Here is a 24,307-nt window from a genome sequence, read left to right on the forward strand (position 1 = left end):
TGTCGAATATGCAGCGTGGCCAAGCGCGCGTGACCCGTCGTCATTTTGCAGTGACAGAATCGCGGGGCGATCGTGTAAACTCCGTTCACTGCTGCTGCGGCGACACACGAAAATCCGGGGGGATTTCGTCTTGAAACGGTTTATTCTGCTCACGTTCGGTTTCCTGGCGTGGGGCTACTGGGAAATGTCGGGCGGCTCCGACTTCGTGCCTGAAACGCGTATGGCGGCGACCCTCAGCACGAGCACACCGACGGCTGCCTCGTCGGACGAAGACATCCCGGAATTCGTGACCCGTGCCCGCGTCAGCCCTGTCGACGACATTTCGGGCCCCTCGACTGCCGACGCCGGCGATGACGTGGTCCTCGCCTCCGCCCCCGCAGACGCGGGGGTCGAGACGATGGCCGAAGACGACGGCCCGAAGTGGGTCAGCGCCGCCGATGCGATCGAAGACGCGATCGTTCTCGCCAACTCCGCGACCGAGGCGCCGCCCCGCGTCGAAGAGGCCGAGATGCGCACCGTCAGCGTTGCCGGCAGCCGCGTGAACATGCGGATGGGTCCGGGCACCGATTACTCGGTTGTGACGACGCTGAACCAGGGCACCGAAGCCGAAGTGATCGAATCCCGCAATGGCTGGGCCCGCCTTCAGGTTCTGGACTCCGGCCAGACCGGCTGGATGGCGGAACGGCTGCTCGACGGCATCTGATCCAGACCTGCTGACTTGACCCGTTCGATCCTGATCACCGGATGCTCTTCCGGCATCGGCCACGACGCCGCGCACGAGCTCCATAAACAGGGTTGGACGGTCGTGGCTTCGGCCAGGAAGGCCGAGGATGTCGCGCGGCTGCGTGACGAAGGCCTTCTGGCAGTGCGGATCGATTACGAAGACCCGGACAGCATCGCCTCGGGCTTCGAGGCGGCGCTTGAGCACACCGGCGGCACGCTCGACGCGCTTTTCAACAACGGCGCCTACGCGATCCCCGGCCCTCTTGAAGACATTCCGTCAGAGGCCCTCTCGGCGATCTTTCAGGCCAATCTCATCGGTTGGCACGACCTCACCCGCCGGGCGATTTCCGTGATGCGTCCGGTAGGTCGCGGGCGGATCATCAATTGCTCTTCCGTGCTTGGCATCGTCGGCGGTCGCTGGCGTGGCGCCTACGTCGCGACGAAATTCGCGCTGGAAGGCATGACCGACGTACTGCGGATGGAGATGGACGGCACCGGGATAGAGGTCGTCCTGATCCAGCCTGGCCCGATCACCACGCGATTCCGACAGAACGCAATCCGGCAGTTCGAACGCTGGGTGGACTGGGAATCGTCACCCCGGGCGGATGACTACCGCGCCTCCCTCCTCGACCAGCTCTATCAGGGATCGAGTGGGCCCTCGTGGCCGGCCTCGGCCGTCACGGCCAAGCTGATCCGCGCTCTGGAGGCCCGCAACCCTCGCGCACGCTACCGGGTTACGCCGCATACCTCGGTCGCCGAAGCTATGCGCCGCCTGCTTCCGGCGAAGATCGTCGATCGCATCATGCGGCGAAGCTGACACTTGGCAGGCGGCGCCCGGCTGCTACATCGGGGGCCAACGAAGGGGAGGTCCGCCATGGGTCGCGATCCGTTATTCATCGTCGCAGCAATTGCCGTGATCGCCGTCGCCGCGATCCTGTTCGCCGGCATCGGCAACTTCGGGATCGGCGGCGATCCGAAGCGGTCCAACAAGCTGATGCAATGGCGGATCATCGCACAATTCGCCGCCGTCGGACTGGTGTTGTTGTTTGTCGCCGTGGCCGGGGGGAGGAACTGAGATGGTCGTTCTCAACAAGATTTACACGCGGACCGGCGACGCCGGCGAGACGGCACTCGGCAACGGAAGCCGGGTTCCAAAGCACGCGCTGCGGGTCGAGGCGTACGGGACCGTGGACGAGGCGAACGCCGCGATCGGCGTCGCGCGCCTCCAGTCCGACGGCACGCTGGACGACCGGCTCGCCGCAATTCAGAACGACATGTTCGACCTCGGTGCCGATCTCTGCCGGCCCGACCTAGCCAAGGACGCCGAAGCGGAGTATCCGCCGCTGCGGCTCGCATCGAGCCAGGTCGACCGCCTCGAGGCAGAGATCGACGAGATGAACAAGGCGCTGGAACCTCTGCGCAGCTTTATCCTGCCGGGCGGCTCGCCGCTCTCGGCGCAGCTTCACGTCTGCCGCACCGTGACCCGCAGGGCGGAACGCCTCGCGACGGCGCTTGCCGGCGAGGAAGAGGTGAACGCCGCCGCCGTGAAGTTCCTGAACCGCCTGTCGGACTGGTTCTTCGTCGCGGCCCGCGTCGCCAATGACGACGGCCGGGCCGATGTCCTCTGGACCCCGGGCAAGAACCGCTGATCAGGGCGACCTAACCCTCCAGCGGTATCCAGACGGCCACGCCGCCCGGTGTCGCAGGGTCGTAACCTTCTTCGTAAAGCTCGAACTCGGGGCCGGTGCCGACCTTCACGGTCGCCTTCGGCGCCCAGTCCGAGAATATGCCGTCCCAAAGCGCCGCGATGCCCGAGACGTGGCCAGCGTGGTCGAAGACCGCGTAGGTCGCACCGGGCAGTCGGAACCGGCCCAGCCCGTCCGGCGGAGTCTCGCACGGGAACCCGATGAAGTAGCCGAACCGGCCATCTTCCTGGAAGTCGTGGCAGATGCCGTAGGTCTCTTCCTTGGACATCAGATGCTCCCATTCTTCGATCATCGCATCCCAGTAGCCGGGAATTTCGCCCCGCGTTTCCATCGACACCTCCCACGACTTTCCGGCAAGCGTGACGGGGGGCGAGGTGACGATCCGCGGATCGAGGTCGGTGATCGGGGCGAGTGTCATGGTCAGAGGCTCCTGAAGGGGTAGGTTGTCGAGGTCGGAGGGCGACCGGATCGAGGAAGGCGCAACGCCGGCCCAAGCCCGGAACGCGCGGGAAAAGCCTTCCGAGCTATCGTAGCCGGCGAGCAATCCCGCGCCGGTCACGTTCTCCCTTCCGGAAGCGAGCGCGCGGGCCGCCAGCGTCAGGCGCCGCGCGCGGACGTAGCGCATTGGCGGTTGTCCTGCGCGCAGCGTGAAGGCGCGGGTCAGATGGAACCGGCTGACGCCCACGCTGGCCGCAAGCGCGCCGAGATCCGTCACGCGGTCGAGGTCCGTCTCCACCTGCCAGAGCGCGCGGACCACCGGGTCCTTCATGTCCAGTCGTTCCTTCATGTCCAGGCTCTACCTCTGCGCGCCCCCGTCCGCCTGACCGTTCTTGCTGTCGCCCAAAATACTGGAAACGCGACGTAGCCTGTCAGAAAGGTGACGATTTTGACCTGTTTCCCCAGCCGGTGGCAGGGTAACACCGCCCCGAGAGAACAAGGAGTTTTACGCGATGAAGGTGCTTGTGCCCGTCAAGCGCGTGATCGACTACAACGTGAAGGTTCGCGTGAAGGCGGACGGTTCCGGGGTCGATCTCGCCAACGTCAAGATGTCGATGAACCCCTTCGACGAGATCGCCGTCGAAGAGGCGATCCGCCTTAAGGAAGCCGGCAAGGCGGACGAGGTCATCGCCGTCTCCATCGGGGTCAAGCAGGCGCAGGAAACCCTGCGGACCGCGCTCGCCATGGGGGCCGACCGGGCGATCCTGATCGTCGCGACCGAGGACGTGCACACGGACATCGAGCCCCTCGCGGTGGCCAAAATCCTCAAGGGCGTGATGGACGCCGAAGAGCCCGGCCTCGTGATCTGCGGCAAGCAGGCGATCGACAACGACATGAACGCCACCGGCCAGATGCTGGCCGCGCTGCTCGGCTGGAGCCAGGCGACCTTCGCCTCCAAGCTCGAGATCGAAGGCGACAGCGCCACCGTGACCCGCGAAGTCGACGGCGGCCTGCAGACTATCAAGGTTAAGATGCCGGCGATCGTTTCGGTCGACCTGCGCCTGAACGAGCCGCGCTATGCCTCGCTGCCGAACATCATGAAGGCCAAGAAGAAGCCGCTCGAAGAGAAGACCCCGGACGAGTACGGCGTCGACGTCACGCCGCGCCTCGAAGTGCTGAAGACCGAAGAGCCGCCCGTCCGGCAGGCCGGTCAGATGGTCGGCTCCGTCGATGAGCTGGTCGAGAAACTCAAGGAAGCGGGAGTCGTGAAATGAGCGTTCTTCTTCTTGCGGAAATCACCGACGGCACTCTCAGTGTCGATGCCACCGGCAAGGCGCTGGCGGCAGTATCGTCGCTCGGCGAGGTTCACTTGCTGTGCGCCGGCGGCACCGCCGCCGATGCCGCCGCCGAAGCGGCCAAGCTCGGCGCGGCCAAGGTCCTGCTGGCCGAGGATGCGTCGCTCGATCACCGACTTGCCGAAGCGACGGCCGACCTGATCGTGTCCCTCGCGGGCGACTACGACCACATCGCCGCCCCGGCGACGACGGACGCCAAGAACATCATGCCCCGCGTCGCGGCGCTGCTTGATGTCATGGTGATCTCCGACGTGTCCGGCATCGTGGACGGCGACACATTCGAACGTCCGATCTATGCCGGCAACGCGGTCCAGACCGTGAAATCCTCGGACCCGAAGAAGGTGTTCACGATCCGCACCTCATCCTTTGATGCCGCAGAGGCCTCCGGCGACGCGCCGGTCGAAACGGTGACGGTCCCCGGAGCCACAGGCCTGTCCGAGTGGGTCGAGGACAAGGTCGCCGAATCCGACCGCCCCGAGCTGACCTCCGCCGGGATCGTCGTCTCCGGTGGTCGCGGGATCGGATCGGAAGAGAACTTCGAACTGATCGAGAAGCTGGCCGACAAGCTCGGCGCGGCTGTCGGTGCCTCTCGTGCCGCCGTCGACTCCGGCTATGCCCCGAACGATTGGCAGGTCGGTCAGACCGGCAAGGTCGTCGCCCCCGAGCTTTATATCGCCGTCGGCATCTCCGGCGCGATCCAGCACCTCGCGGGCATGAAGGACAGCAAGATCATCGTCGCGATCAACAAGGACGAAGAGGCGCCGATCTTCCAGGTCGCCGACTACGGCCTTGTCGCCGACCTGTTCGAAGCCATTCCGGACCTGACAGAGAAGCTCTGACCTTTCGGGGGCCCGCCTCACGCGGCGGGCCTCCCCCTCAGTGCCGCCTGTGCAAGGATCGGCACCAGGGCCCGCGCCGCCGTCTCGTGGATCGCCGGCCCCAGCATCTCCGCCGCCGCAGCCCGTTCCGCCGGGCCGAAGACCATCCGGAACTGTCCGTCGGCACGTGCCCGGTCCGTCACGTCGACCCTGACGATCCCTGCGGCCAGCGGGGCGATCTCGGCCATCAAGGCGTCCGTGACGAGCAGCGGATCGGGCCCGGCCCCGCCCACGTCCGTCGTGTCGCGGTACCACAGCAGAACCGGGGGCGCCGGCAGCTCCGCGATGAAGTCGCGCATCCGGTCCAGCCAGACGCGCCGCAGCTCCCGCCGAACGAGGCGAAACCGTGTGGGGCTGATGTGGCAAAGCACCGACAACAGATGGCGCGTGAAGGTGAAATCGGCAAAGTCGACCTCATCGTAGATTTCCCGCAGCAGCGGAGTTGCCTTCAGGAACCGGTCGTTGCGCCGCGGATGAACCTTGTAGAAGCGGTTCGAGATATTGTGTGCGCCCGTCACCTCGATCACCGTGAGAACGGCATCGTGGCAGGCGGCAAGCACCGCCGCATCGTCGGCAAAGGCGCCGATCCCGGCATTCACACAGCCGAAGTTTGCGCAGGAGACGCCCGACAGCCGCTCCGCAATAGCCGGCAGCGGCTCCTGCATGAACTTCCCGAACGTCTCCGTCCCGCCGACGAAAGCGGCGTATCGACCGGCCAGCGGGTGCCTCGGCCCGCGGAACGCCAGCCGCGACAGCCCGTAATTGCATTGTCGATAGTCGAGCGCCCCACGCCCGACAGTGTCCTGTCTCATGGTCCCACCACATTTCTTACTCACCACCGACCGGATTGCCTCACAGGTCTTTCCATTCGCTTAAACCGGGGAGTTGAGACGACTTGTCTGCATTTCGCTGCCTTGCAGCGAACCGCCGTGGCGCCGTAGTCTGCCGCCAGCAACAACCGGAGTCGGCACATGGATATCAAGCGGGTCGGCGTCATCGGCGCCGGACAGATGGGCAGCGGGATCGCCCATGTCTTCGCTCTCTCAGGCTACGATGTCCTGATGACCGATATCAGCGAGGACGCGCTCAAAACGGCACGCGGCGTGGTGGAAAAGAACCTCGACCGGCAGGTCAAAGGCGAGAAGATCAGCGACAGCGACAAGGCGGCCGCCCTCGACCGTATCTCCTCGACGCTGACGCTGGCCGACCTCGGCAAGACCGACCTCGTCATCGAGGCCGCCACCGAACGGGAAGAAGTTAAGACGAAGATCTTCGAAGACCTCGTGCCGCATCTCGGGCCGGACACGATCCTCACGTCGAACACGTCGTCGATCTCGATCACCCGGCTCGCGTCCCGCACCGACCGACCCGAAAAGTTCATGGGCTTCCACTTCATGAACCCGGTCCCGGTGATGCAGCTGGTCGAACTCATCAGCGGCATCGCCACGGACAAGGCGACGTTCGAGACACTGAAGGGCGTGGTCGACAGCCTCGGCAAGACAGCGGCGACGGCGGAGGACTTCCCCGCCTTCATCGTGAACCGCATCCTGATCCCGATGATCAACGAGGCGATCTACGCGCTGTTCGAGGGCGTCGGCTCGGTCGAGTCGATCGACACGTCCATGCGGCTCGGTGCGAACCACCCGATGGGGCCGCTGGAGCTTGCCGATTTCATCGGCCTCGACACCTGCCTGTCGATCATGAACGTCCTGCACGATGGGCTGGCCGACACCAAGTACCGGCCCTGCCCGCTGCTGGTGAAGTATGTCGAGGCTGGCTGGCTCGGTCGCAAGACCAAGCGGGGCTTCTACGACTATAGCGGCGACACGCCCAAGCCGACCCGCTAGGGCCAGGTGCGCGCGGCCTCATGGGCCGCGTTCACCAACATCGGCCTGACCACTTCGGGCAGCTCCGGGTCGCCGAGTTCCCACAGCCGGTGCGTGGCGCACAGAAGGCCGATCCGCCGGTGATCGAGGGCGCGGCCCGACAGGCGTTCGTACCGCGCCACGAGGCGGATCACGAAATCCGTCGAGATGAGGCTTGGCGCGACGAAGTCGCGATGCAGCGGCCCCCGCCCGGCGTCGCCAAAATCGTAGATGCCGTTCAGCCGGCCGGCGTCGAAGTCGAACGCCATGTTCCAGCCGTGGAGATCGAAGTGAGAGAAGACCTCCCCCTCCGGATCGGGGCCGAGCGCGGCGTAGTCGGCCAAGACCCGTTCGGCCCACGGCCGTAAGTCGTCCGGCAGGTTCAGTCGTGTGCGGATCACCTCCACGTCGTCCCACGGCTCGAGAGGATCAATCTGGACCTTCAGCCCGTGCAGTTCGACCATGCCGGCGGCGAGCGTCTCTGCCAGCTCGTCGCGGCTCCGGTCGGAGAGGTCGGGGTAGCGCTCGGGCGGGAGCACTTCGCCCGGTATCAGCCGGTGGCGTGTCATGACCGGGTTATCGAACAGCTGTAGCGCAGGGATCGCGACGGCCTGCAGCTGACCGATCTCGGACATCAGTGCGGCTTCGCTGCGAAGGTAGCGCTCGAACTGCGGCTGCCGTGGAATACGCCACAGATCGTGGCCGGCGATGACCGCCACGGAGTTGAACCCGGCTGTCAGTACGCGAACCGGCCCGCTCACATCAGGCTGATGCCTGCGGATCAGCGACAGCAGGGCCGCCGTTTCGGGCGTGTTCAAGTCTCTTTCAGCGCCAGCGTCCGCTCACGCAGCCACATAGCGAAGCCGCGCTGGTCGGAGGCGCGCTCTTCCCACTCCGACGGCGGGATCGGTTTGCCGATGATCGGCGCCTGCGGGCGGTCGAAGGCGTGCACCACTTCGTGCAACAGAAGACCCTGCCGCATCGTGGGGGAGATCTTGTTGGCGATCTGGTAGGCGCGGGAGTTCGAGCCGGGGAAGAAGCAGGGCACCACCGTCGCGTTCGACCGGCGGATCATCTTCGCGGTGAACAGGTTCCACTCCGCCTCAATCGCCGGGCCGAACATGGTCTGCGCAGAAGCGACGACGCCTGAGGGAAACAGCGCGATCATGCCATCCTTGGACAGGTGATCCATTGCGGTCGCGCGCATCTCGACCATGCGGCGCTGCGAGTCGGGCTCATGCGGGAACGGCACCGGGATCATGTAGGACGACGCGCTCTCGTCCAGGCCGGTCAGGATGGAGCGGCTCAGGATGCGGTAGTCGTTGCGGCGGCGGCCGATGATCTCGGCCAGCACCATGCCGTCGACGAGGCCGTGCGGATGATTGGCGACGAGGACGACCGGGCCTTCGGCCGGGATGTTCCGGATCTGCTCATCGGGGGTCAGGATGTCGATCCCCATGATCTTCATCGCGGCCGCCCAGAAGGACTGTCCCTTGACGGTGCCGGACTTCTCGAACTGGCGGACACGGCGGATGATGGTGATCTTGCCGGTCATCCACTCGATCGTCCTGATGGCGATCCGCTTGGCCCGGTTGTCGAAAGTCTCGGAATAGGTCAGCGCGCGGCGGTCGTAGATCCGAGGCGCCCGCGCTCCCCCGAGCGGTCCGCTGGCGATGTTCCGGCTACTTGTATCAGTCAAGGCGCCCCGTCCTCTCGATCGCCTTTTCAATCCCCTTCGCCAAACCGGTTGGCGACGAGCGCCTCGATCGCATCGGCGAGTTTGTCTGCTTCGGCGCCGCGGGTTTCAACCTCAATAGTTGTTCCCATTGAGGCTGCCAACATCAAAAGTCCCATGATGCTGTCGCCCGACGCGTCCAGCCCATCCCGGCGGACGGTGGCGTCGGCATCGTGGTTTTCCACCACTTCCGCCAGTTTCGCGGAGGCCCTCGCGTGGAGGCCCTTCACGTTCACGATCTTCAGTTGACGAGTCACCTGTTCGGTCATGGTTGGCCGGTTTCCTCGCCAATCGCCATGCTGTCAATATACTTCCGGCCCGCGGCGAGCGCGGCATCCACCGCATCCGGCACCGTGCGGCGGCGTGATTTCGCCAGCTTGATGAGCATGGGAAGGTTCGCTCCGTACAGGATCCGGCGGTTCGCCGGGGAGCAGGCGCGCAGCGAAAGATTGGATGGAGAGCCGCCGAACATGTCGGTCACGATCACGACACCGTTGCCTTCGTCCACCGCATCGGCCGCATCGCAGATTTCGGCCTGCTTGGCGGCGCGGTCGACTTCCGGGCCGATGGCGATGGCGACGATGCCGTCCTGCGGGCCGACGACATGCTCGACCGCCGAGAGATACTCCCGGGCAAGACCCCCATGAGCGACGATCACGATGCCGATCATGGTCTGTTCTGGCTCCCAACCGACGGCTCGTGGCGCGGGACTTCGGCGCGCCGTTCCAACTCCCTGTGACGACTAGACACCTGCCACCCGGCGGCTGCAAGGGCTGCGGCGAGCCTTTCCGTTACGGCGACCGAGCGGTGTTGCCCCCCGGTACATCCGAACCCGACGGAGAGATGGCTTTTGCCTTCCTCGCGGTAGGCCGGAAGCAGGGACACGATCAGGTCGCGAACCCGCTCGAAGAAATCGTCGAACCTCGCGTCCTTGGCGACGTACTCGTCAACCGGACCGTCCCGCCCGGTGAGCCCGCGCAGCGACGGCTCCCAGTGCGGATTGCGCAGGAAGCGACAGTCGAACACGAGGTCGAGGCCGCGCGGCAGACCGCGCTTGTAGCTGAACGAGGTGACGCTCACCCCCATGCCGGAGCTCTGATCGGTCGCGTACCAGCCTTCGATCTCGTCGCGGAGGTCGTGGGGGCTGAGCGTCGAGGTATCGATGAGCACGTCCGCCCTGCCCCGGATCGGCACCAGCAGGTCCCGCTCACGCAGAATGCCGGTCAACGGGGGATCGTTCGGGGCAAGCGGGTGGCGGCGGCGCGTCTCGGAGTAGCGGCGGACCAGCGTGTCCTCGTCCGCATCGACATAGAGCACCTGCGCGTCGAGATCGGGTCGTCCGAAGAGGTTGTCGATCAGCTCATGGAACGCATCGGTGCTGAAATCGCGATTGCGCACGTCCACGCCCAGCGCGAGCGGACGCGACAGCGGCGGACCGTCCAGCAGCCGCGGCAGAAGGCCGATCGGCAGGTTGTCGATCACCTCGTAGCCGAGATCCTCGAGAACATTGATACAGGTCGACCGTCCGGCCCCCGAGGGGCCGGTGACGAGGACGAGCCTCTGGATATGTTTCACACTATCGGTCATCTGTGTCGTGCGGCCTTCAGGTATTGAAGGATCGCGGGTGCGAAATGTCTGCCTTCCACGCGGAATATCAAGGGGATCTCAACGTCCAGCCACGCTATTGTGCGTTGTGGTGGCAGGCGCTCCGTCTCCTTCCGGTCGAGATCGACCGCCAGCGCGACCTTCGCCCCTGAAACCGACGCGGCGTAAAGCAGTCCGACACCGCGGGCCTCGATCAGCCCGCGCACCGGGCCCGCCGGTGCTGCCGTCAGGGTCCGGCCCGTCCGGGTCAGGCGCGTGCTGTCGTCCGCCACCAGCAATGCGCCGTAGGCCATCAGCTCGAGCGCGGTCGCGGACTTCCCCGATCCCGCGCGCCCGGTCAGGACGACGGCCCGGTTTGCTACCGTGACCGTCGTGGCGTGGAGGGTTGTGGTTGCCGCTCCCGCCATCGGGCGCGTCAGACGGGGAGGCCGACGACGAACCGTGCGCCGAGTGGCTCGGAGGTCGGGTCGGCCTCGGTCGGGCGAATGTTCTCCGCCCAGATGACGCCGCCGTGCGCTTCGACGATCTGCTTGGAGATCGCGAGGCCAAGGCCTGAGTTGTTGCCGAAGTGCGTCGCCGGACGCTCCGAGTAGAAGCGCTTGAAGATCTTGGTCAGCGCACCGTCGGGGATGCCGGGGCCGGTATCCTCGACAACGACCAGCACGCGGTTTTCGCGGCGGCGGGCCCAGAGCCGGATCGCATCACCATCCTCGCAGAAGGAAATGGCGTTCGTGATGAGGTTGACGAAGACCTGCGCCAGCCGCCCCTCGAGCCCGAGGATGTCGATCGAGCCGGACGGCAGGTCCGTGATGAACTCGACCCCCTTGCTGTCCGCCTCGCGCCCCAGATGCTCACTGAGGTTGTTGAGCATGATTACGAGGTCGAAGCTCTCTTCCTCTTCCTTGACCAGTTCGGCGTCGAGGCGTGAGGCGTTGGAAATGTCGCTGACCAGCCGGTCGAGGCGCCGCACGTCGTGGTCGATCACGTCGAGCAGCTTGGTCCGCTGGTCGTCGCGTTTTACCACGCGCAGCGTACCGACTGCGGAACGCAGTGAGGCGAGCGGGTTCTTGATCTCGTGCGCCACGTCGGCGGCGAATTGTTCGTTCCCTTCGATCCGGCCGTAGAGCGCGGAAACCATGCCGCGCAGCGCGCCGGACAACCGGCCGATTTCATCCGGTCGTGCGGTAAGATCGGGGATGCGGACCCGTCGGGGTGACATCTTGCGGGCGTTCTTGTCGCGGCCAAGCTCCGCCGCGGCGGCAAGGTCGGCGATCGGGTTGGCGATGGTCGAGGCGAGCATCAGCGACAGGCCGACGGAGACGACCATGCCGACGATGAACATCTGCAGAAGCTGCTCCCGCTCCCGCCGGACAAGCGCATCGATCTCGCCGGCGGCAGAGACGACGGCCAGCACGCCGATGGCCTGCCCACCCTGCATGATCGGGGTCGTGGCGACGTAGGAGGTCCGGCCAGACGGGTCATCATGCGCGCCCACGATGGTCTTGCCGGTCAGCGCCTCGTCGAGGTCCTCGCGCGCGACATCTTCCAGCGACTCTGGCGTCGACGTCATGTCCTGCGGCGACAGGAGGCCCGATATCGCGTTCCAGATGCGCGACAGAGTATCGGTGACGAAGGTGTTGCCGACGCTTTCGTCGAGGCCGACCACTTCCCGCTCTGGCGGGGGCGGCGTATCGAAGGTCGTCGCGACGAGCGTCTGGTCGGCATCGAAGACCAGAACCTCGACACCGTCGCGGCGGGAAATCGCGACGAGTGTTTCCTGCGCGTCCTGCCCCTCGTTCGCGGCGAGGTTTGGAATCTGGTCCTGCGGCAGCTGAACCTCAAAGAGGTTCGCCATCAGCTCGACGTCGCTGACGAGGCTCTGCGAGCGCTGGTAACCGAGGTTGTCGCGGGAGGGGTTCAGATACATCACCCCGGCGACCATGATGATCAGCGCCAGAAGGTTGAACGTGATGATCTTCCGCGCAAGGGGCGAATCCTTGAGCGCTAGGAAACCGCGCCGACGGCGGCTTTCCTGGAGTTCCTTTTCCGCCGTCGCGTCGGGGACGATCCAGTCATCCCCGAGCACGACATTCTCGGCCTCCCGCGCCGCACGGCGGACGGAGCCAAGATCGCGGACGTCGACATTCGAAGCCACGGTCACCGCCAGCTTCCCAAGGAATTATTCCTCGTTGTAACGATAACCGATGCCGTAGAGCGTCTCGATCGCGGAAAACTCGTCATCCACCATCCGCATCTTCTTGCGAAGGCGCTTGATGTGGCTGTCGATGGTGCGATCGTCGACATAGACCTGATCGTCGTAGGCCACGTCCATCAGCTGATCGCGGGATTTCACGAAACCGGGGCGCTGTGCGAGAGCCTGAAGCAGCAGGAATTCCGTCACGGTCAGCGCGACGTCCTTGCCCTTCCACTTCACGGCGTGCCGCAGCGGGTCCATCGTCAGATGGCCGCGGGTCATGATCTTGTGCTCTTCCGTCTCTTCCGGAATGTCGCCCGAGATCGCGTCCTGACGGCGAAGCAGCGCGCGGATACGCTCGACCAGGAGGCGCTGGCTGAACGGCTTCTTGACGTAATCGTCGGCGCCCATGCGAAGGCCGAGCACTTCGTCGATCTCGTCATCCTTGGACGTCAGGAAGATGACCGGCATCGCGGACTTCTGGCGAAGACGCTGCAGCAGGTCCATTCCGTCCATCCGCGGCATCTTGATATCGAGCACGGCCATGTCGGGCATGCGCTTGTTGAAGGCGTCGAGCGCGGACTGGCCGTCGTTGTAGGTTTCGACCTCGAAGCCTTCAGCCTCGAGCGTCATGGAGACAGACGTCAGGATGTTCCTGTCGTCGTCAACAAGGGCGATTTTGGACATGTCAGATGCTGCCTCTTCTGCTCTGGATCTGTTTTTGCCTGCTTTTTCGCAAGCTTCTGCTGAAAACCGGGAACGAATCAATCCCTCATGACGAATCTGATGCCGCTGCGTGACCCATTTGCGCCGAAAAAGTGTTAATTCCGGCTAAAGCTGGACCGCCCGCAGGCATCGCTTCGCAGCGGTTGCGCTAACATGGCGGTGGTTGCGCTAACTGTGACAAACCCTCCTGTTCACACACAAATTTGCCATGCTATCGCGTTTGAAGCGGGGCAGTCCCGCGGCGATTTCGGGAGAGGAAGCGAAATGGATCAAGGTCGCGTCGTTCCACGCATGACACTGGCAGAACAGGGCATCGCGGGTCTGAGCGAGGTCTATTACAACCTCTCCGAAGACGAACTGGTGAAGACCGCAGTCTCCCGCGGCGAAGGGACGCTCGGCAAGGGCGGCACGCTGCTGGTCACTACCGGCAAGTACACGGGCCGCTCGCCGCTCGACAAGCACGTGGTGCGCAGCGCGACCACGGAAGAGACGATCTGGTGGGACAACAACCGCCCAATGTCCGAAGCCGGGTTCGACGCGCTTCACGCCGACATGATCGCCCACATGGCCGGGGGGGACTTCTGGGTGCAGGACCTCTACGGCGGTGCCGATCCCGCGCACCGGCTGGATGTCCGCGTGGTGACCGAGCTCGCCTGGCACTCGCTGTTCATCCGGCACATGCTGCGCCGCCCGCCCGAGGACGAGCTCGAGGGGTTCACGCCGGACTTCACCATCATCAACTGCCCGTCCTTCAAGGCCGACCCCGAGCGGCATGATTGCCGGTCCGACACCGTCATCACGATCAACATCGACAAGAAGCTGATCCTGATCGCTGGCACCGAATACGCCGGCGAGAACAAGAAGTCGGTCTTCACCCTGCTGAACTACCTTCTGCCCGAGAAGGGCGTGATGGCGATGCACTGCTCCGCCAACCACGCCCGGGGCAACCCGGTCGACAGCGCCGTGTTCTTCGGCCTGTCGGGAACCGGCAAGACGACGCTCTCCGCCGACCCGGCCCGCACGCTGATCGGCGATGACGAGCACGGCTGGTCCGATCGCGGTATCTTCAACTTCGAGGGCGGGTGCTACGCCAAGACCATCGGCCTCGACCCCGAGGCCGAGCCGGAAATCTACGCGACCTGCTCGATGCCTGGCACCGTGATCGAGAATATGGTGTTCGACCCCGAGACGCTCGAGCTCGACTTCGAGGACGACAGCCTGACCGCCAACATGCGTTGCGCTTACCCGCTCGAGGCGATCCCAAACGCGTCCGAGACGGCGCTCGGCGGGCATCCGAAGAACATCATCATGCTGACCTGCGACGCATTCGGGGTGTTGCCGCCGATCTCGCGCCTCACGCCGGCGCAGGCGATGTACCACTTCCTGTCGGGGTTCACCGCCAAGGTCGCCGGGACCGAGCGCGGCGTGACCGAACCGACGCCGACCTTCTCCACCTGTTTCGGTGCGCCCTTCATGCCGCGCCGACCGGAAGTCTACGGCAACCTGCTGCGCGAGAAGATCGCGCGGCACGGCGCGACCTGCTGGCTGGTGAACACTGGCTGGACAGGCGGAGCCTTCGGCACGGGATCGCGGATGCCGATCCGGGCCACCCGTGCGCTGCTGACTGCCGCACTGGATGGTTCGCTCGCAGAGGGACAGTTCCGCAAGGATCCGCACTTCGGCTTCGACGTGCCGGTGATGGTCGACGGTGTCGACGAAACCCTGCTGGACCCACGTCAGACGTGGGCCGATCCGGATGCCTATGACAAGGCCGCGCGGCGGCTCGTGGAAATGTTCGCCGAAAACTTTGCGCAGTATGTTCCGTTCATCGACGAAGATGTGAAGGCGATCGCAATAGGTTAGAAGCGACCTTTCGAAGACGGCAGATGGTTCCACCAAATCCCGTACTTTTTTTGGCGGAACTCCGCCGAAAAACCCGTTGTTGGGCGTTCAGAAGTTCAACAAATCGGGAGTTTGAACATGAGTACGTCCGGCAAGGCACTGCGCCTGACCACGGCGACTGCGCTTACCCTCAGCATGGCGTCAGTCGCCTCGGCGCAGACGACCATCCGTCTCAACGACGACGTGGTCGCAAACCTGTCCTCGGAATGCCAGGACCTCGCGGGAGAGGTTGAAGCAGCCGGGAACACCATCCCCGAAGATATCGGGCAAGATGTGATCGCTGCGCTGAACGCCGACGACGCTCAGGCCTGTGACAACTTCCGCGTGACGCTGACCGAGGGCGAGAGCACCGGTGGCGAAGACAGCACCGACCAGGCGAATGCCTCGGACGAGGCCTCCGACGCCACAGCGGAAGAAGGGGCGACCGAAGAAGCTGACGCGTCCGGTGACATGACCGACGAAGAGTCGACCGAAGAGGCCGACGCTTCGGGGGACATGGCCGAGCAAGAGCCGACCGAAGAAGCCGACGCTTCTGGCGACATGACCGACGAAGAGGCGACCGAAGAAGCCGGCGCGTCTGGTGACATGGTCGAAGAAGAGCCAACCGAAGAAGCCGACGCTTCCGGTGACATGGCCGAAGAAGAGCCGACCGAGGAAGCCGAAGCGTCCGGTGACATGACCGACGAAGAAGCGACCGAAGAAGCCGACGCTTCCGGCGACATGTCCGACGAAGAAGCGACCGAAGAAGCCGACGCTTCCGACGACATGACCGACGAAGAGGCGACCGAAGAAGCCGACGCCTCCGGTGACATGACCGAAGAAGAGCCGACCGAAGAGGCCAGCGCTTCCGACACCGACACTGCGACAGACAGCGAGACCGAGTCCGCCGAAGTCACCGAAGAAGTTGAGGTCGCCGAGGAAGCCGTGATCGAAGGCGAAGCCGTCGTCCGCGTGCCCCAGCCGGAAGTCGACGTTCAGGTGCCGCCGGCAGAGGTCACCGTGTCGACCGAACATCCGTCGGTCAGCGTCAACCAGCAGCCTTCGCAAATCGAGGTTCGCCAGGAACAGCCGACGATCTCCGTCGAAATCCCCGAACTGATCGTCCGCGTGGAGATCCCCGCTCCGACGATCTACGTTCAGACGCCCGATCCCGAGGTGAACGTCCAAAGCACACAGCCGAACGTCGAAGTGTCGCAGGGCGAGCCCGAAGTCACCGTGCGCCAGCCGGCGCCCGAGCTTGACGTCGATCTTGGTGTAGCCGAGGCCGATAACGCCGACGCGACCGAAGAAGAGCAGCCGACTGCCGAAGCGGACGCCTCGGAAAACGGCTCCAGCGCAGCGACCGAAGTTACCGGCGATGTCGAGACGCAGGACGACGGCGAAGGCCCGCAGGTGGTGTTCGAGCAGGCCGAGGGCGAGCCGGAGATCGAAATGACCTCCGCCGATCCCGAGGTGACCTATTCGGGTGCCGAGCCGAACATCAACGTGACCTTCACCGAGGACCCCTCGGTCGAGATCGCCAATGTCGGTGAAGCGAACGTCGTCTACGAAACGGCGGAAGAGCGTGAGCAGCGCCGTCAGCAGGACGCCAGCGCCACCGGAACCGAAGAGGGTGAAGCCGCGTCCGGCGAGAGCGAGGCTGCCGATGCCGGGTCGGAGGCTGAAGGTCAGTCCGACGTCACCATCGCCGACCTGATGGGCAAGGAAGTCATGTCGGCCGAAGGCGAAAGCCTCGGCGAGGCGCAGGACTTCGTGGCCTATGAAGGTCAGGTGCTGATGATCCTCGGCGACGGCGAAGCGCTCGGCATGTCCGGCTCCAACGTCGGCATTCCGCTCGGCTCCGTCATCTACGGCGAGGAAGAGCTGACGCTCACCGAGCTCGATGAAGAGGCGATGCAGATCGCCGAATCCTACGAGTACGACGAAGCGGATGCGGTCGATCCGTCGACCAGCGTTCAGCCGCAGTAATCACGACTGCTTCGAGATGAATACGGGCGGGCGCTTCGGCGCCCGCCCCTTTTTCGTGCGTGCCATTGGCGTTCACTTTCGGCCCGATTTCCCGAGAGGCGATTGACATGCAGGGCGGGGATGGCAGGCTTCGGCCAGCCGTCCCCGCCCGTCGCATTCCAGAGGTCGCCATGCTCCACCTTCGTGCCCTGCTTCTTCTGGCGTTGCCGGTGCCTGTGCTTGCGCAGGAAGCGGAGTCACCGCTCACGGTCGGGCCGATGATACGCTCCGCCAAGATCGGCATCTTCTGCGCGCCGGAAATTTTCGAGACGACCCCTGCACCGGACACGATCGCCGGAACCACGAATGTGGTCGTCGACGAGGTCCCGTTCCTGTCGGACTCCCACATCGTGCCGGCGGTCCTCGACGTCGGGTTCGGGATCAAGTCCTACGCGAAGGGGGACGTCGAGCTGACCGGTGTGACCGTGATCGTTACCCATCCGCCCGTCGGACCCGACGGCGTGCAACGCGAAAGCTACCAGACCACGATCTTCAGCTCCCGCGTCTCGCAGACGCTGTTCCAGTTCGATTATGAGTACGAGCTGGTCACCGGCCCCTGGACCCTCGAAGCGATCCACCAGGGGGAGACCCTTTTCAGCGCGACGTTTGAGGTGGTGGAGCCCGGGATGGTCCCCGAGCTTGCCGAGGCCTGCAACTACGCCAGCCTGCTCAGCTGAGGGTCAGCCCAGCAGACCGCGGCGGACGAGGTTCAGCCCTGCGACGACGAGCACGACGAGTGTCACCTTGCGAAAAACGCTCTGATCGACGCGGTCGTGGAGCCTGAGCCCGATCCACATGCCGACCATCGCCGGCACGATCATGAAGAGTGACAGCGGCAGCGTCGCCGCGCTCAGGATGCCTGACTGCAGATGCGCGCCGAACAGCGCGACCGCGCCGAGACCGTAGATCACGCCCTGCACCCGCATCTGTTCCTGCTTGGGCGTGTCGAGCGCGGTGAGGTAGGCCACCGTCGGCGGCCCCCAGACGCCGGACATGCCGCCGACGAACCCGGCGAAAGCACCGATCCCGGCCTCCACCCGCATCGAGCGGTTTGCGAGCTTCGGCGACCACCCCGCCAGCAGCATGATCGCGAAAAGGCTGATCGGCACGCCGATCATCAGGAACAGCACGTGCTGCGGCAGGACGGCAACCAGCTGCGCGGACGCCACCAGGAGCACGAACCCGACGCCGAGGAACACCCGATACCGCCGGACGGAGGCCCAGGCCTCGCGCCAGCCTTGCCGCAGCGCCTGCACGCCGTTCGTCATCAGCGTCGGCAGGATCAGCGCCGCGAGTGCGAGGTCCGGCGCCATCACCGTGGAGAGGCCGGAAATCATGATCATCGGCATCGCGAAGCCGACCATCCCCTTGATCGTTCCCGCCAGCAGCCCGACGAGAATGGCGAGCGCAAAGGTCGCTGGGGGAAGTGAGACGAGCCAGTCCATCGCTCTGCCTTTCGCAAATCGTCCCCACGCGGGACGCCCTGCGTCATGGATCATTCCGCGGCGGGGATCAAACCTCGATCAAGCGGCGTCCGGCGCCAGCATCGTCGCCGTTCACGAAAAAGAATGCGCCCGGCACCCTGCCGGACGTTGCGAATTCCGGCCCAAGGCTACAGTCTCCGCCGGCGGGAGAACTTTAATGCGTTTCATCTTGATACTTTCGATACTTCTCGGGCTGTCGGCCTGCGGGCGACGCGCGGAGCCGATCGCCCCGGTCCAATATTGGCAGCTCGCCAGCATCGGGGGTGTGCCGTTCGCGGCACCGGCAACGCTCGGTCTCGGCATCGACAGCTATACCGGTCGCGGCCCCTGCAACAGCTTCTCGGGGGCGCTGTCGCGCACGCCCTTCCCGACGCTCACCTTCTCCCCGCCCGAGACGACCCGCGCGTCCTGCGCGTCGCTGGCGTTGGAGCAGCTTTACCTGGGCCACCTGCAGCAGGTGAATTCGACCATTGTCCGGCCGAACGAACTGGTGCTTGTGACGTCGACGGGCGTGCAGCTGCGCTTCGTTCAGGTCGCCGGCGCTCCCTAACGGGCCAGCAGTCCGACCAGTCGTTCACGCACCGCCGGAACGGGCCGGTCGCCCAGCGCCGGCGCCAGCCAATGTTCCAGAAAATGCCCGGTGGTTCTCAGTCCGTCCAGGATCTCGTCGTCCGGCGCGGGCCCCTCGCCCCGGAGGGCGGCCGGAAGGGGCAGCAACCGCGACTTCCACTCCCCTGCCCCGGCCCGGCTCACCGCCCGGCCCGTGCGCGGAGACACGAACGCCAGGTCGGTCACCTCTCCCGTCGCCGCACAGCTCGTCAGGTCCAGCCCGAAGCCGAGCTCTTCCAGCAGCGCGAGCTCCCAATGCAGATAGGCCAGAGGCCATGCATCCGTCCGGCCCAGCAGGTCGAGGAGGGTGATCGAGCGTTCGTAGAGCGGTTCGTGCGCTTCGCGCTCCGGCAGGGCGAAGGCGAGAAGACCACAGATGGCATTTAGTCCGGCGAGGCTCAGGCGGTCGCCCATCACCATCGCGGCACGGCTGCGGATCGGCTCGACCCGGTAGGCACCGAGATGCTCTTCCAGCCGCGCGGTCCATGTCACGTCGATCTGTGCACCCGGTTGCAGAACGGGGGCGAGCTTCTGGCTCACCCCGCCGCGGACCAGCCCGGCGTGCCGGCCGTGCTCTTCGGTGAAGACTTCGATGATGACGCCGTTCTCGCCGTGGGACCGTCTGGACAGAAGGACGCCGCTGTCACGCCATTGCATGCCGGTTCACCCTTCGCCCTTCGGTGGCGTCCCCTTGTTGTCGACGCCCGCTGAACGGCGAGTGGGGCGATGCCGCAGGCGAGCGCCGAGCGGCGGGCTCAGAGCCGATCCGCGAGGTGCGCATCCAGATCATCAAGCCGGTCGTGTCCCCAGAACCGCTGATCGCTGTCGGTCGCGATATAGAAGGGAGAGCCGAACGCGCCGGCATTCACCGCATCCTCGAGATTGGCGGCATAGGTCTCCGCACCCGAAAGCAGACCGCTGTCGGCGAGCGACGCCTCGAACCCGGCATCGGTGAGGCAGGCGCGGATCACCTCGTCCTCCGCGATGTTCTTCTCTTCCGCCCAGCAGGCACGAAGGAGGCCGTGCGCGAGCGCGCCGAGGTCGCCGCCCCCCGCCGATTGCGCCGCGATCACCGCATAGGACGCCGGTGCGGCGTTGGTCGGCCAGTGCGCCGGTCGCAGGTTGAACCGCTTGCCCGACTTCTTCGCCGCCCGCTCGAGGTCCTGCGCCCGGTATTCCAGGCGACTCGGATGACGTTCGCCGACCGGTGTGCCCCCGGTCCTCTGGAACAGTGCCATGATGTCGAGCGGTTTGTAGCTGACCGTCGCGCCGTGCTTCGCCGCGATCTCCTCCAGCCGGGTCCCGGCGAGGTAGGTGAACGGAGAGATCAAAGAGAAATAGTAGTCGATATGTGCCATCGGATGTCGTTCTCCCTCTCCGTGCTTGCGCAAGCGTAGGTCTGTGCTAGGCGGTGTCAACGTCACAGGACCGTCATGTCTCGCCCCGAGGACCCAGCAGATATGCCCAATATCGTCGAGCCGAAACTCATTTCCGGCAACGCCAACCTTCCCCTCGCCAAGGCGGTCGCCCGCCGGATGTCCATGCACCGCGGCATGTCCGTCGGGCTGGTCGATGCCAGGGTTGAAAGGTTCAACGATGCCGAGATCTTCGTCGAGGTTTACGAGAATGTCCGTGGCGAGGACATGTTCATCATTCAGCCGACCTCGCGCCCTGCGAACGACAACCTGATGGAGCTGCTCATCATCGCCGACGCGCTCCGACGGTCCTCCGCCGCGCGGATCACGGCGGTGATTCCCTACTTCGGCTACGCCCGCCAGGATCGGCGCACCAAGGCGCGCACGCCGATCTCGGCCAAACTGGTCGCGAACCTGATCCACGAGGCGGGAATCGAGCGCGTTCTGACGATGGACCTGCACGCCGCGCAGATTCAGGGCTTCTTCGACATCCCGGTCGACAACCTCTACGCCGCACCGATCTACGCGCTCGACATCCTGCACCACTTCAAGGACGTCTCCGACGTGATGGTCGTCAGCCCCGACGTCGGCGGTGTGACCCGTGCGCGGGAGCTCGCGACCCGGATCAACGCTCCCCTCGCCATCGTAGACAAGCGCCGCGAGCGGGCGGGCGAAGTGGCCGAGATGACGGTGATCGGCGACGTCACCGGCAAGCGCTGCATCATCGTCGACGACATCTGCGACACGGCCGGCACGCTCTGCAAAGCCGCCGAAGTCCTGATGAGCAAGGGCGCGACCGAGGTCCACGCCTACACGACTCACGGCGTCCTGTCCGGCCCCGCTGTCGAGCGTGTCTCGAACTCGGTCCTCAAGTCGCTCGTCATCACCGACAGCATAGAGCCGACTGCGGAGATCAAGGCCTGCCCCAACATCCGCATCGTCCCCACCGCCCCGATGTTCGCGCAGGCCATCCTCAACATCTGGAACGGCACGTCGGTGTCGTCCCTGTTCGAGCGCGAGACGCTCGGCCCGATCTACGAGGGGATGTACTCGGCCGCGTAGGGGGAGGTTAAGGCTGTAGGCGCGCCGCTCGATAGGTCGGGCGGCATTCTCCTTGCGCATCACTCGACAACGAAGCTGTCCGTCAGGACGGCGAACCTATGCAACAAATCGTTGATGTCGACGCCTTCATGGTCGTACCGTGTCCCCGAGACGCGGTAGCTGTAGCCCCCGTCAATGAATTTGCAGCTTATGTACGAATCGCTACTCCTGTCGCACTCCGGCGGACGATCCTCCAAGGTCGATGCCGTGATCTCGAACCTGAGATCCTCACCATCGCGGGTATCACCGCCCGGTGTCAGACCATGTACCGATGATTTGATGACGAAACCGGTCCCTCCGGGAGCCTGCTCTCCGTCTCGAGGATCGTAGCGCCACGGTATCTCGTATTGCTGGTCACCAATCCAGTAGCTCTGGTGATAATCAAACTGCACGTATCGCGCGCCAAATTGGGCGCATGCGATCAGAATGGGTGAAAGAACAAGAACGATGGCCACTTTTTCTCGGCGCGAGATGAACGCGAATGCCACCAGCGGAGAAATTATGGCGAGAGCAGCGAATACGTATGAGTACCGGCAGCCGACAGTCGCCATGCAGAAGTTGGGGGCGTAGAAGTAAGTGACCGCATTCATAATTACTCGAAAACCAAACCAAAGCGCGGACAGCAGAGCACTCACGATCGCCGCAGCGACCCACGGAGATGGCTCGTAATACGGTGGTTCGACTGGTTCCGCCGATGGCTTGGCGTCCCTCATCCACGGCGGGTGACGATCCTCGGATCGTCGTTCAGCGACTGACTTGGCGCCCCTCAGCTGCGCTTCTTCCGGAAATTTTCGGCCCATCACGCCTCTACTCGTCAATCCGCGACAACGTACACCTGCACAACAAAAAGGGCGCCGCGAAGGCGCCCTTTCCATACTTGCTATCCCGATTCTACTCCGCAGCCGTCGCTTTCGGCGCATCCGGCCATGCGGTCGGGTCGGTATCGAGGTCGGGGAACTTCGCCGGGTCGAAGACCGGCTTCTCGATCCCTGCGGCAAGCTGGGAACGGAAGTCCTGGATGATCCTCAGCGCGATCGGGAACAGCATCATCAGCGCCAGCAGGTTCACCACCGCGAGGATCCCCATCATCGGGTCGGAGAAGTTGAAGACCGCCGTCGCGCCCGGCGCCACCGCGCCGAGGAACACGATACCGATGATGACGATCCGCAGGATGTGGAACGCCATCGGCGAGTCGGTCATGAAGCTCAGTGCGTTCTCGCCGAGGTAGTAGTTGTACATGATCGACGAGAAGCTGAAGAGCAGGATCGCAACGGTCAGGAAGTACTGCGCCCAGCCACCGACGTGGTCCACCATGCTCTGCTGGGTGAGCGCCACGCCGTCCACGCCTTCCGCGCCGGGCTGGTAGACATCGCCGAGCAGGATGACGAAGGCCGTGCAGGAGCAGATCAGGATCGTGTCGATGAAGACGGAGAAGCTCTGCGTGATACCCTGGCTCACCGGGTGCTTCACGTAGGCCGTGGCCGCCACGTTCGGAGCGGAGCCGAGGCCCGCCTCGTTCGAGAACAGCCCGCGCCGCAGACCCTGTGCGATGGCCGCGCCCATGCCGCCGGCGACCGCCTCGCGGAAGCCGAAGGCGTTGGCGAAGATGTCCCACAGGACACCGGGGAGACCGGTGATGTTGAGCAGGATGATCAGCAGCGCCATCCCGATATAGCCGAAGGCCATCACGGGGATGATGATGTCCGCCGCCTTGGCGATCCGGTGAATACCGCCGTAGACAATGAAGCCCGTGGCGATGGCGAGGACCGCGCCGGTCCAGACCCGCTGGATGCCCATCGAGTCGAGCGCCGCCCCGGCAACAGTATTGCCCTGGAACGCGTTGAAGCCGATGGCGAAGGAGGCAATGAGGCACACCGCGTAGACGATGGCGAGCCAGCGGTAGTTTGCGCCGAGCCCGTGGATGATCGCCCGCGCCGGGCCGCCGCGATAGTTTCCGTCGGGCTCCGTGCGCTTGTAGAGCTGGGCCAGCGTCGCCTCGACCAGCGCCGAGCACATGCCGATCAGCGCGATCGCCCACATCCAGAAGACCGCGCCCGGACCACCGGCCGTGATCGCAACGGCGACGCCGGCGATATTGCCGCCCCCGACCCGTCCCCCGACGGAGACGAACAGCGCTTCTCGTGCGCTGATCTTGGTGGGATCGTTATCCTCGTCGGTGCCCGTCAGGACGCCGAACATCCGCTTGAAGAAGCGGAACTGGACGAAGCCGCTGGCGACGGTGAAGAAGACGCCGAGCACGACGAGGAAGGGGATGAGCGCCCATCCCCAGGTCAGGTCGTTGACCGCGTTGAAGATCGTATCGAAGAAGCCCACGAGATGTCCCTCTCTTGCTAGTCAGGGGGCGTCGGGCAATGCCCGGATCGCCTTGGCGATCCTCGGACCCGTTCGCTCAGGTCGCTTCTGTCGGCCCCACCATTGGTCGATCAGGCCCCAAAGCGACATCGAATGCACCCCTTTTTTGCCATGCCCGTTGAGAAAATGAGATTTATCAACCTGATGGGGATTTCATGTGCAGGCCGCCCACGGGCGGTCCTGCGGTTGTC

General features: G+C 64.8%; 27 protein-coding genes. 12 read left to right on the plus strand and 15 right to left on the minus strand.

What is annotated here, in order from left to right:
- The first annotated feature begins 130 nt into the window (after positions 1-130).
- The 4 genes from I8N54_RS16075 to I8N54_RS16090 are packed head-to-tail and all read left to right on the plus strand — an operon-like array spanning position 131 to position 2,372.
- The gene (locus I8N54_RS16075; protein ID WP_140196287.1) at positions 131-703 is read left to right on the plus strand and encodes an SH3 domain-containing protein; all 573 of its coding nucleotides are present in this window, start codon (positions 131-133) and stop codon (positions 701-703) included.
- A gap of 15 nt (positions 704-718) precedes the next feature.
- The gene (locus I8N54_RS16080) at positions 719-1,540 is read left to right on the plus strand and encodes an SDR family NAD(P)-dependent oxidoreductase (RefSeq protein WP_140196289.1); all 822 of its coding nucleotides are present in this window, start codon (positions 719-721) and stop codon (positions 1,538-1,540) included.
- A 57-nt stretch (positions 1,541-1,597) separates the two neighbouring features.
- Positions 1,598-1,798, plus strand: a complete 201-nt coding sequence (locus I8N54_RS16085) for a twin transmembrane helix small protein (RefSeq protein ID WP_140196291.1) — start codon at positions 1,598-1,600, stop codon at positions 1,796-1,798.
- Position 1,799: 1 nt separating this feature from the next.
- The gene (locus I8N54_RS16090) at positions 1,800-2,372 is read left to right on the plus strand and encodes a cob(I)yrinic acid a,c-diamide adenosyltransferase (RefSeq protein WP_140196293.1); all 573 of its coding nucleotides are present in this window, start codon (positions 1,800-1,802) and stop codon (positions 2,370-2,372) included.
- Between the two features lie 10 nt (positions 2,373-2,382).
- Here I8N54_RS16090 and I8N54_RS16095 read toward each other — a convergent pair whose 3' ends face one another.
- Positions 2,383-3,216 (minus strand): AraC family transcriptional regulator, encoded by an 834-nt coding sequence (locus I8N54_RS16095; protein ID WP_140196295.1) that lies wholly within the window; start codon positions 3,214-3,216, stop codon positions 2,383-2,385.
- A gap of 163 nt (positions 3,217-3,379) precedes the next feature.
- On the opposite strand from I8N54_RS16095, the gene I8N54_RS16100 reads away from it, so the two are divergent.
- Positions 3,380-4,141: an electron transfer flavoprotein subunit beta/FixA family protein gene (locus I8N54_RS16100; protein ID WP_140196297.1), complete on the plus strand. Its 762-nt coding sequence runs from the start codon at positions 3,380-3,382 to the stop codon at positions 4,139-4,141.
- Positions 4,138-5,061 carry an electron transfer flavoprotein subunit alpha/FixB family protein gene (locus I8N54_RS16105; RefSeq protein ID WP_140196299.1) on the plus strand — a complete coding sequence of 308 codons (924 nt, stop codon included), beginning with the start codon at positions 4,138-4,140 and terminating at the stop codon, positions 5,059-5,061. The genes I8N54_RS16100 and I8N54_RS16105 overlap by 4 nt, the downstream gene beginning before the upstream one ends.
- Positions 5,062-5,078: 17 nt before the next feature.
- On the opposite strand, the gene I8N54_RS16110 is transcribed toward I8N54_RS16105, so the two are convergent.
- Positions 5,079-5,912 carry a DUF6473 family protein gene (locus I8N54_RS16110; protein ID WP_140196301.1) on the minus strand — a complete coding sequence of 278 codons (834 nt, stop codon included), beginning with the start codon at positions 5,910-5,912 and terminating at the stop codon, positions 5,079-5,081.
- Positions 5,913-6,071: 159 nt separating this feature from the next.
- Here I8N54_RS16110 and I8N54_RS16115 point away from each other — a divergent pair, with 159 nt between their 5' ends.
- Positions 6,072-6,947 (plus strand): 3-hydroxybutyryl-CoA dehydrogenase, encoded by an 876-nt coding sequence (locus I8N54_RS16115; RefSeq protein WP_140196302.1) that lies wholly within the window; start codon positions 6,072-6,074, stop codon positions 6,945-6,947.
- Here I8N54_RS16115 and I8N54_RS16120 read toward each other — a convergent pair.
- Genes I8N54_RS16120 through I8N54_RS16155 form a run of 8 tightly spaced genes read right to left on the minus strand, consistent with a single transcriptional unit; the run spans position 6,944 to position 13,186 of the window.
- Positions 6,944-7,783 (minus strand): phosphotransferase family protein, encoded by an 840-nt coding sequence (locus I8N54_RS16120; RefSeq protein WP_140196304.1) that lies wholly within the window; start codon positions 7,781-7,783, stop codon positions 6,944-6,946. The genes I8N54_RS16115 and I8N54_RS16120 overlap by 4 nt on opposite strands.
- On the minus strand, positions 7,780-8,664 hold the full coding sequence (locus I8N54_RS16125) for a lysophospholipid acyltransferase family protein (protein ID WP_140196306.1): 885 nt from the start codon (positions 8,662-8,664) through the stop codon (positions 7,780-7,782). The genes I8N54_RS16120 and I8N54_RS16125 overlap by 4 nt, the downstream gene beginning before the upstream one ends.
- A gap of 26 nt (positions 8,665-8,690) precedes the next feature.
- A complete protein-coding gene (locus I8N54_RS16130; protein WP_140196308.1) occupies positions 8,691-8,969 on the minus strand; it encodes an HPr family phosphocarrier protein in 279 nt (92 codons plus the stop codon).
- Positions 8,966-9,370 carry a PTS sugar transporter subunit IIA gene (locus I8N54_RS16135; RefSeq protein WP_140196310.1) on the minus strand — a complete coding sequence of 135 codons (405 nt, stop codon included), beginning with the start codon at positions 9,368-9,370 and terminating at the stop codon, positions 8,966-8,968. Before I8N54_RS16135 ends, I8N54_RS16130 begins: the two co-directional genes overlap by 4 nt.
- Positions 9,367-10,287 carry an RNase adapter RapZ gene (gene rapZ / locus I8N54_RS16140; RefSeq protein WP_140196312.1) on the minus strand — a complete coding sequence of 307 codons (921 nt, stop codon included), beginning with the start codon at positions 10,285-10,287 and terminating at the stop codon, positions 9,367-9,369. The genes I8N54_RS16135 and rapZ overlap by 4 nt, the downstream gene beginning before the upstream one ends.
- Positions 10,284-10,712, minus strand: coding sequence for an HPr kinase/phosphorylase (locus I8N54_RS16145; protein ID WP_140196314.1), 429 nt, complete (start codon positions 10,710-10,712; stop codon positions 10,284-10,286). Before I8N54_RS16145 ends, rapZ begins: the two co-directional genes overlap by 4 nt.
- Before the next feature lie 8 nt (positions 10,713-10,720).
- Positions 10,721-12,466 carry a sensor histidine kinase gene (locus tag I8N54_RS16150; RefSeq protein WP_140196316.1) on the minus strand — a complete coding sequence of 582 codons (1,746 nt, stop codon included), beginning with the start codon at positions 12,464-12,466 and terminating at the stop codon, positions 10,721-10,723.
- An 18-nt stretch (positions 12,467-12,484) separates the two neighbouring features.
- Positions 12,485-13,186 (minus strand): response regulator transcription factor, encoded by a 702-nt coding sequence (locus I8N54_RS16155; protein WP_140196318.1) that lies wholly within the window; start codon positions 13,184-13,186, stop codon positions 12,485-12,487.
- A gap of 303 nt (positions 13,187-13,489) precedes the next feature.
- On the opposite strand from I8N54_RS16155, the gene I8N54_RS16160 reads away from it, so the two are divergent.
- The 3 genes from I8N54_RS16160 to I8N54_RS16170 all read left to right on the plus strand — a co-directional run bounded on the left by I8N54_RS16160 (position 13,490) and on the right by I8N54_RS16170 (position 17,811).
- The gene (locus I8N54_RS16160) at positions 13,490-15,088 is read left to right on the plus strand and encodes a phosphoenolpyruvate carboxykinase (protein WP_140196320.1); all 1,599 of its coding nucleotides are present in this window, start codon (positions 13,490-13,492) and stop codon (positions 15,086-15,088) included.
- 117 nt (positions 15,089-15,205) lie between these two features.
- A complete protein-coding gene (locus I8N54_RS16165; protein WP_140196322.1) occupies positions 15,206-17,095 on the plus strand; it encodes a PRC-barrel domain-containing protein in 1,890 nt (629 codons plus the stop codon).
- Positions 17,096-17,265: 170 nt separating this feature from the next.
- Entirely contained in the window at positions 17,266-17,811 is a 546-nt protein-coding gene (locus I8N54_RS16170; protein ID WP_197097638.1) for a DUF3859 domain-containing protein, read from the plus strand.
- A 3-nt stretch (positions 17,812-17,814) separates the two neighbouring features.
- On the opposite strand, the gene I8N54_RS16175 is transcribed toward I8N54_RS16170, so the two are convergent.
- Positions 17,815-18,579 carry a sulfite exporter TauE/SafE family protein gene (locus tag I8N54_RS16175; protein WP_140196326.1) on the minus strand — a complete coding sequence of 255 codons (765 nt, stop codon included), beginning with the start codon at positions 18,577-18,579 and terminating at the stop codon, positions 17,815-17,817.
- 196 nt (positions 18,580-18,775) lie between these two features.
- Between I8N54_RS16175 and I8N54_RS16180 the strand changes: the two genes are divergently transcribed.
- Positions 18,776-19,168: an META domain-containing protein gene (locus I8N54_RS16180; protein WP_197097639.1), complete on the plus strand. Its 393-nt coding sequence runs from the start codon at positions 18,776-18,778 to the stop codon at positions 19,166-19,168.
- Here the strand turns inward: I8N54_RS16180 and recO are convergent.
- Together recO and I8N54_RS16190 are read right to left on the minus strand one after the other, a co-directional pair.
- Positions 19,165-19,884 carry a DNA repair protein RecO gene (gene recO / locus I8N54_RS16185; RefSeq protein ID WP_140196330.1) on the minus strand — a complete coding sequence of 240 codons (720 nt, stop codon included), beginning with the start codon at positions 19,882-19,884 and terminating at the stop codon, positions 19,165-19,167. The genes I8N54_RS16180 and recO overlap by 4 nt on opposite strands.
- 98 nt (positions 19,885-19,982) lie before the next feature.
- Positions 19,983-20,585 (minus strand): 2-hydroxychromene-2-carboxylate isomerase, encoded by a 603-nt coding sequence (locus tag I8N54_RS16190; RefSeq protein WP_140196332.1) that lies wholly within the window; start codon positions 20,583-20,585, stop codon positions 19,983-19,985.
- 102 nt (positions 20,586-20,687) lie between these two features.
- Between I8N54_RS16190 and I8N54_RS16195 the strand changes: the two genes are divergently transcribed.
- Positions 20,688-21,704 (plus strand): ribose-phosphate pyrophosphokinase, encoded by a 1,017-nt coding sequence (locus I8N54_RS16195; RefSeq protein WP_140196334.1) that lies wholly within the window; start codon positions 20,688-20,690, stop codon positions 21,702-21,704.
- Between the two features lie 59 nt (positions 21,705-21,763).
- Here I8N54_RS16195 and I8N54_RS16200 read toward each other — a convergent pair whose 3' ends face one another.
- A complete protein-coding gene (locus I8N54_RS16200) occupies positions 21,764-22,543 on the minus strand; it encodes a hypothetical protein (RefSeq protein WP_232790406.1) in 780 nt (259 codons plus the stop codon).
- Between the two features lie 91 nt (positions 22,544-22,634).
- Positions 22,635-24,077, minus strand: coding sequence for an alanine/glycine:cation symporter family protein (locus tag I8N54_RS16205; protein ID WP_140196338.1), 1,443 nt, complete (start codon positions 24,075-24,077; stop codon positions 22,635-22,637).
- Positions 24,078-24,307: the final 230 nt, after the last annotated feature.

The sequence above is a fragment of the Pelagovum pacificum genome (genome assembly GCF_016134045.1).
Taxonomy (GTDB): domain Bacteria; phylum Pseudomonadota; class Alphaproteobacteria; order Rhodobacterales; family Rhodobacteraceae; genus Oceanicola; species Oceanicola pacificus_A.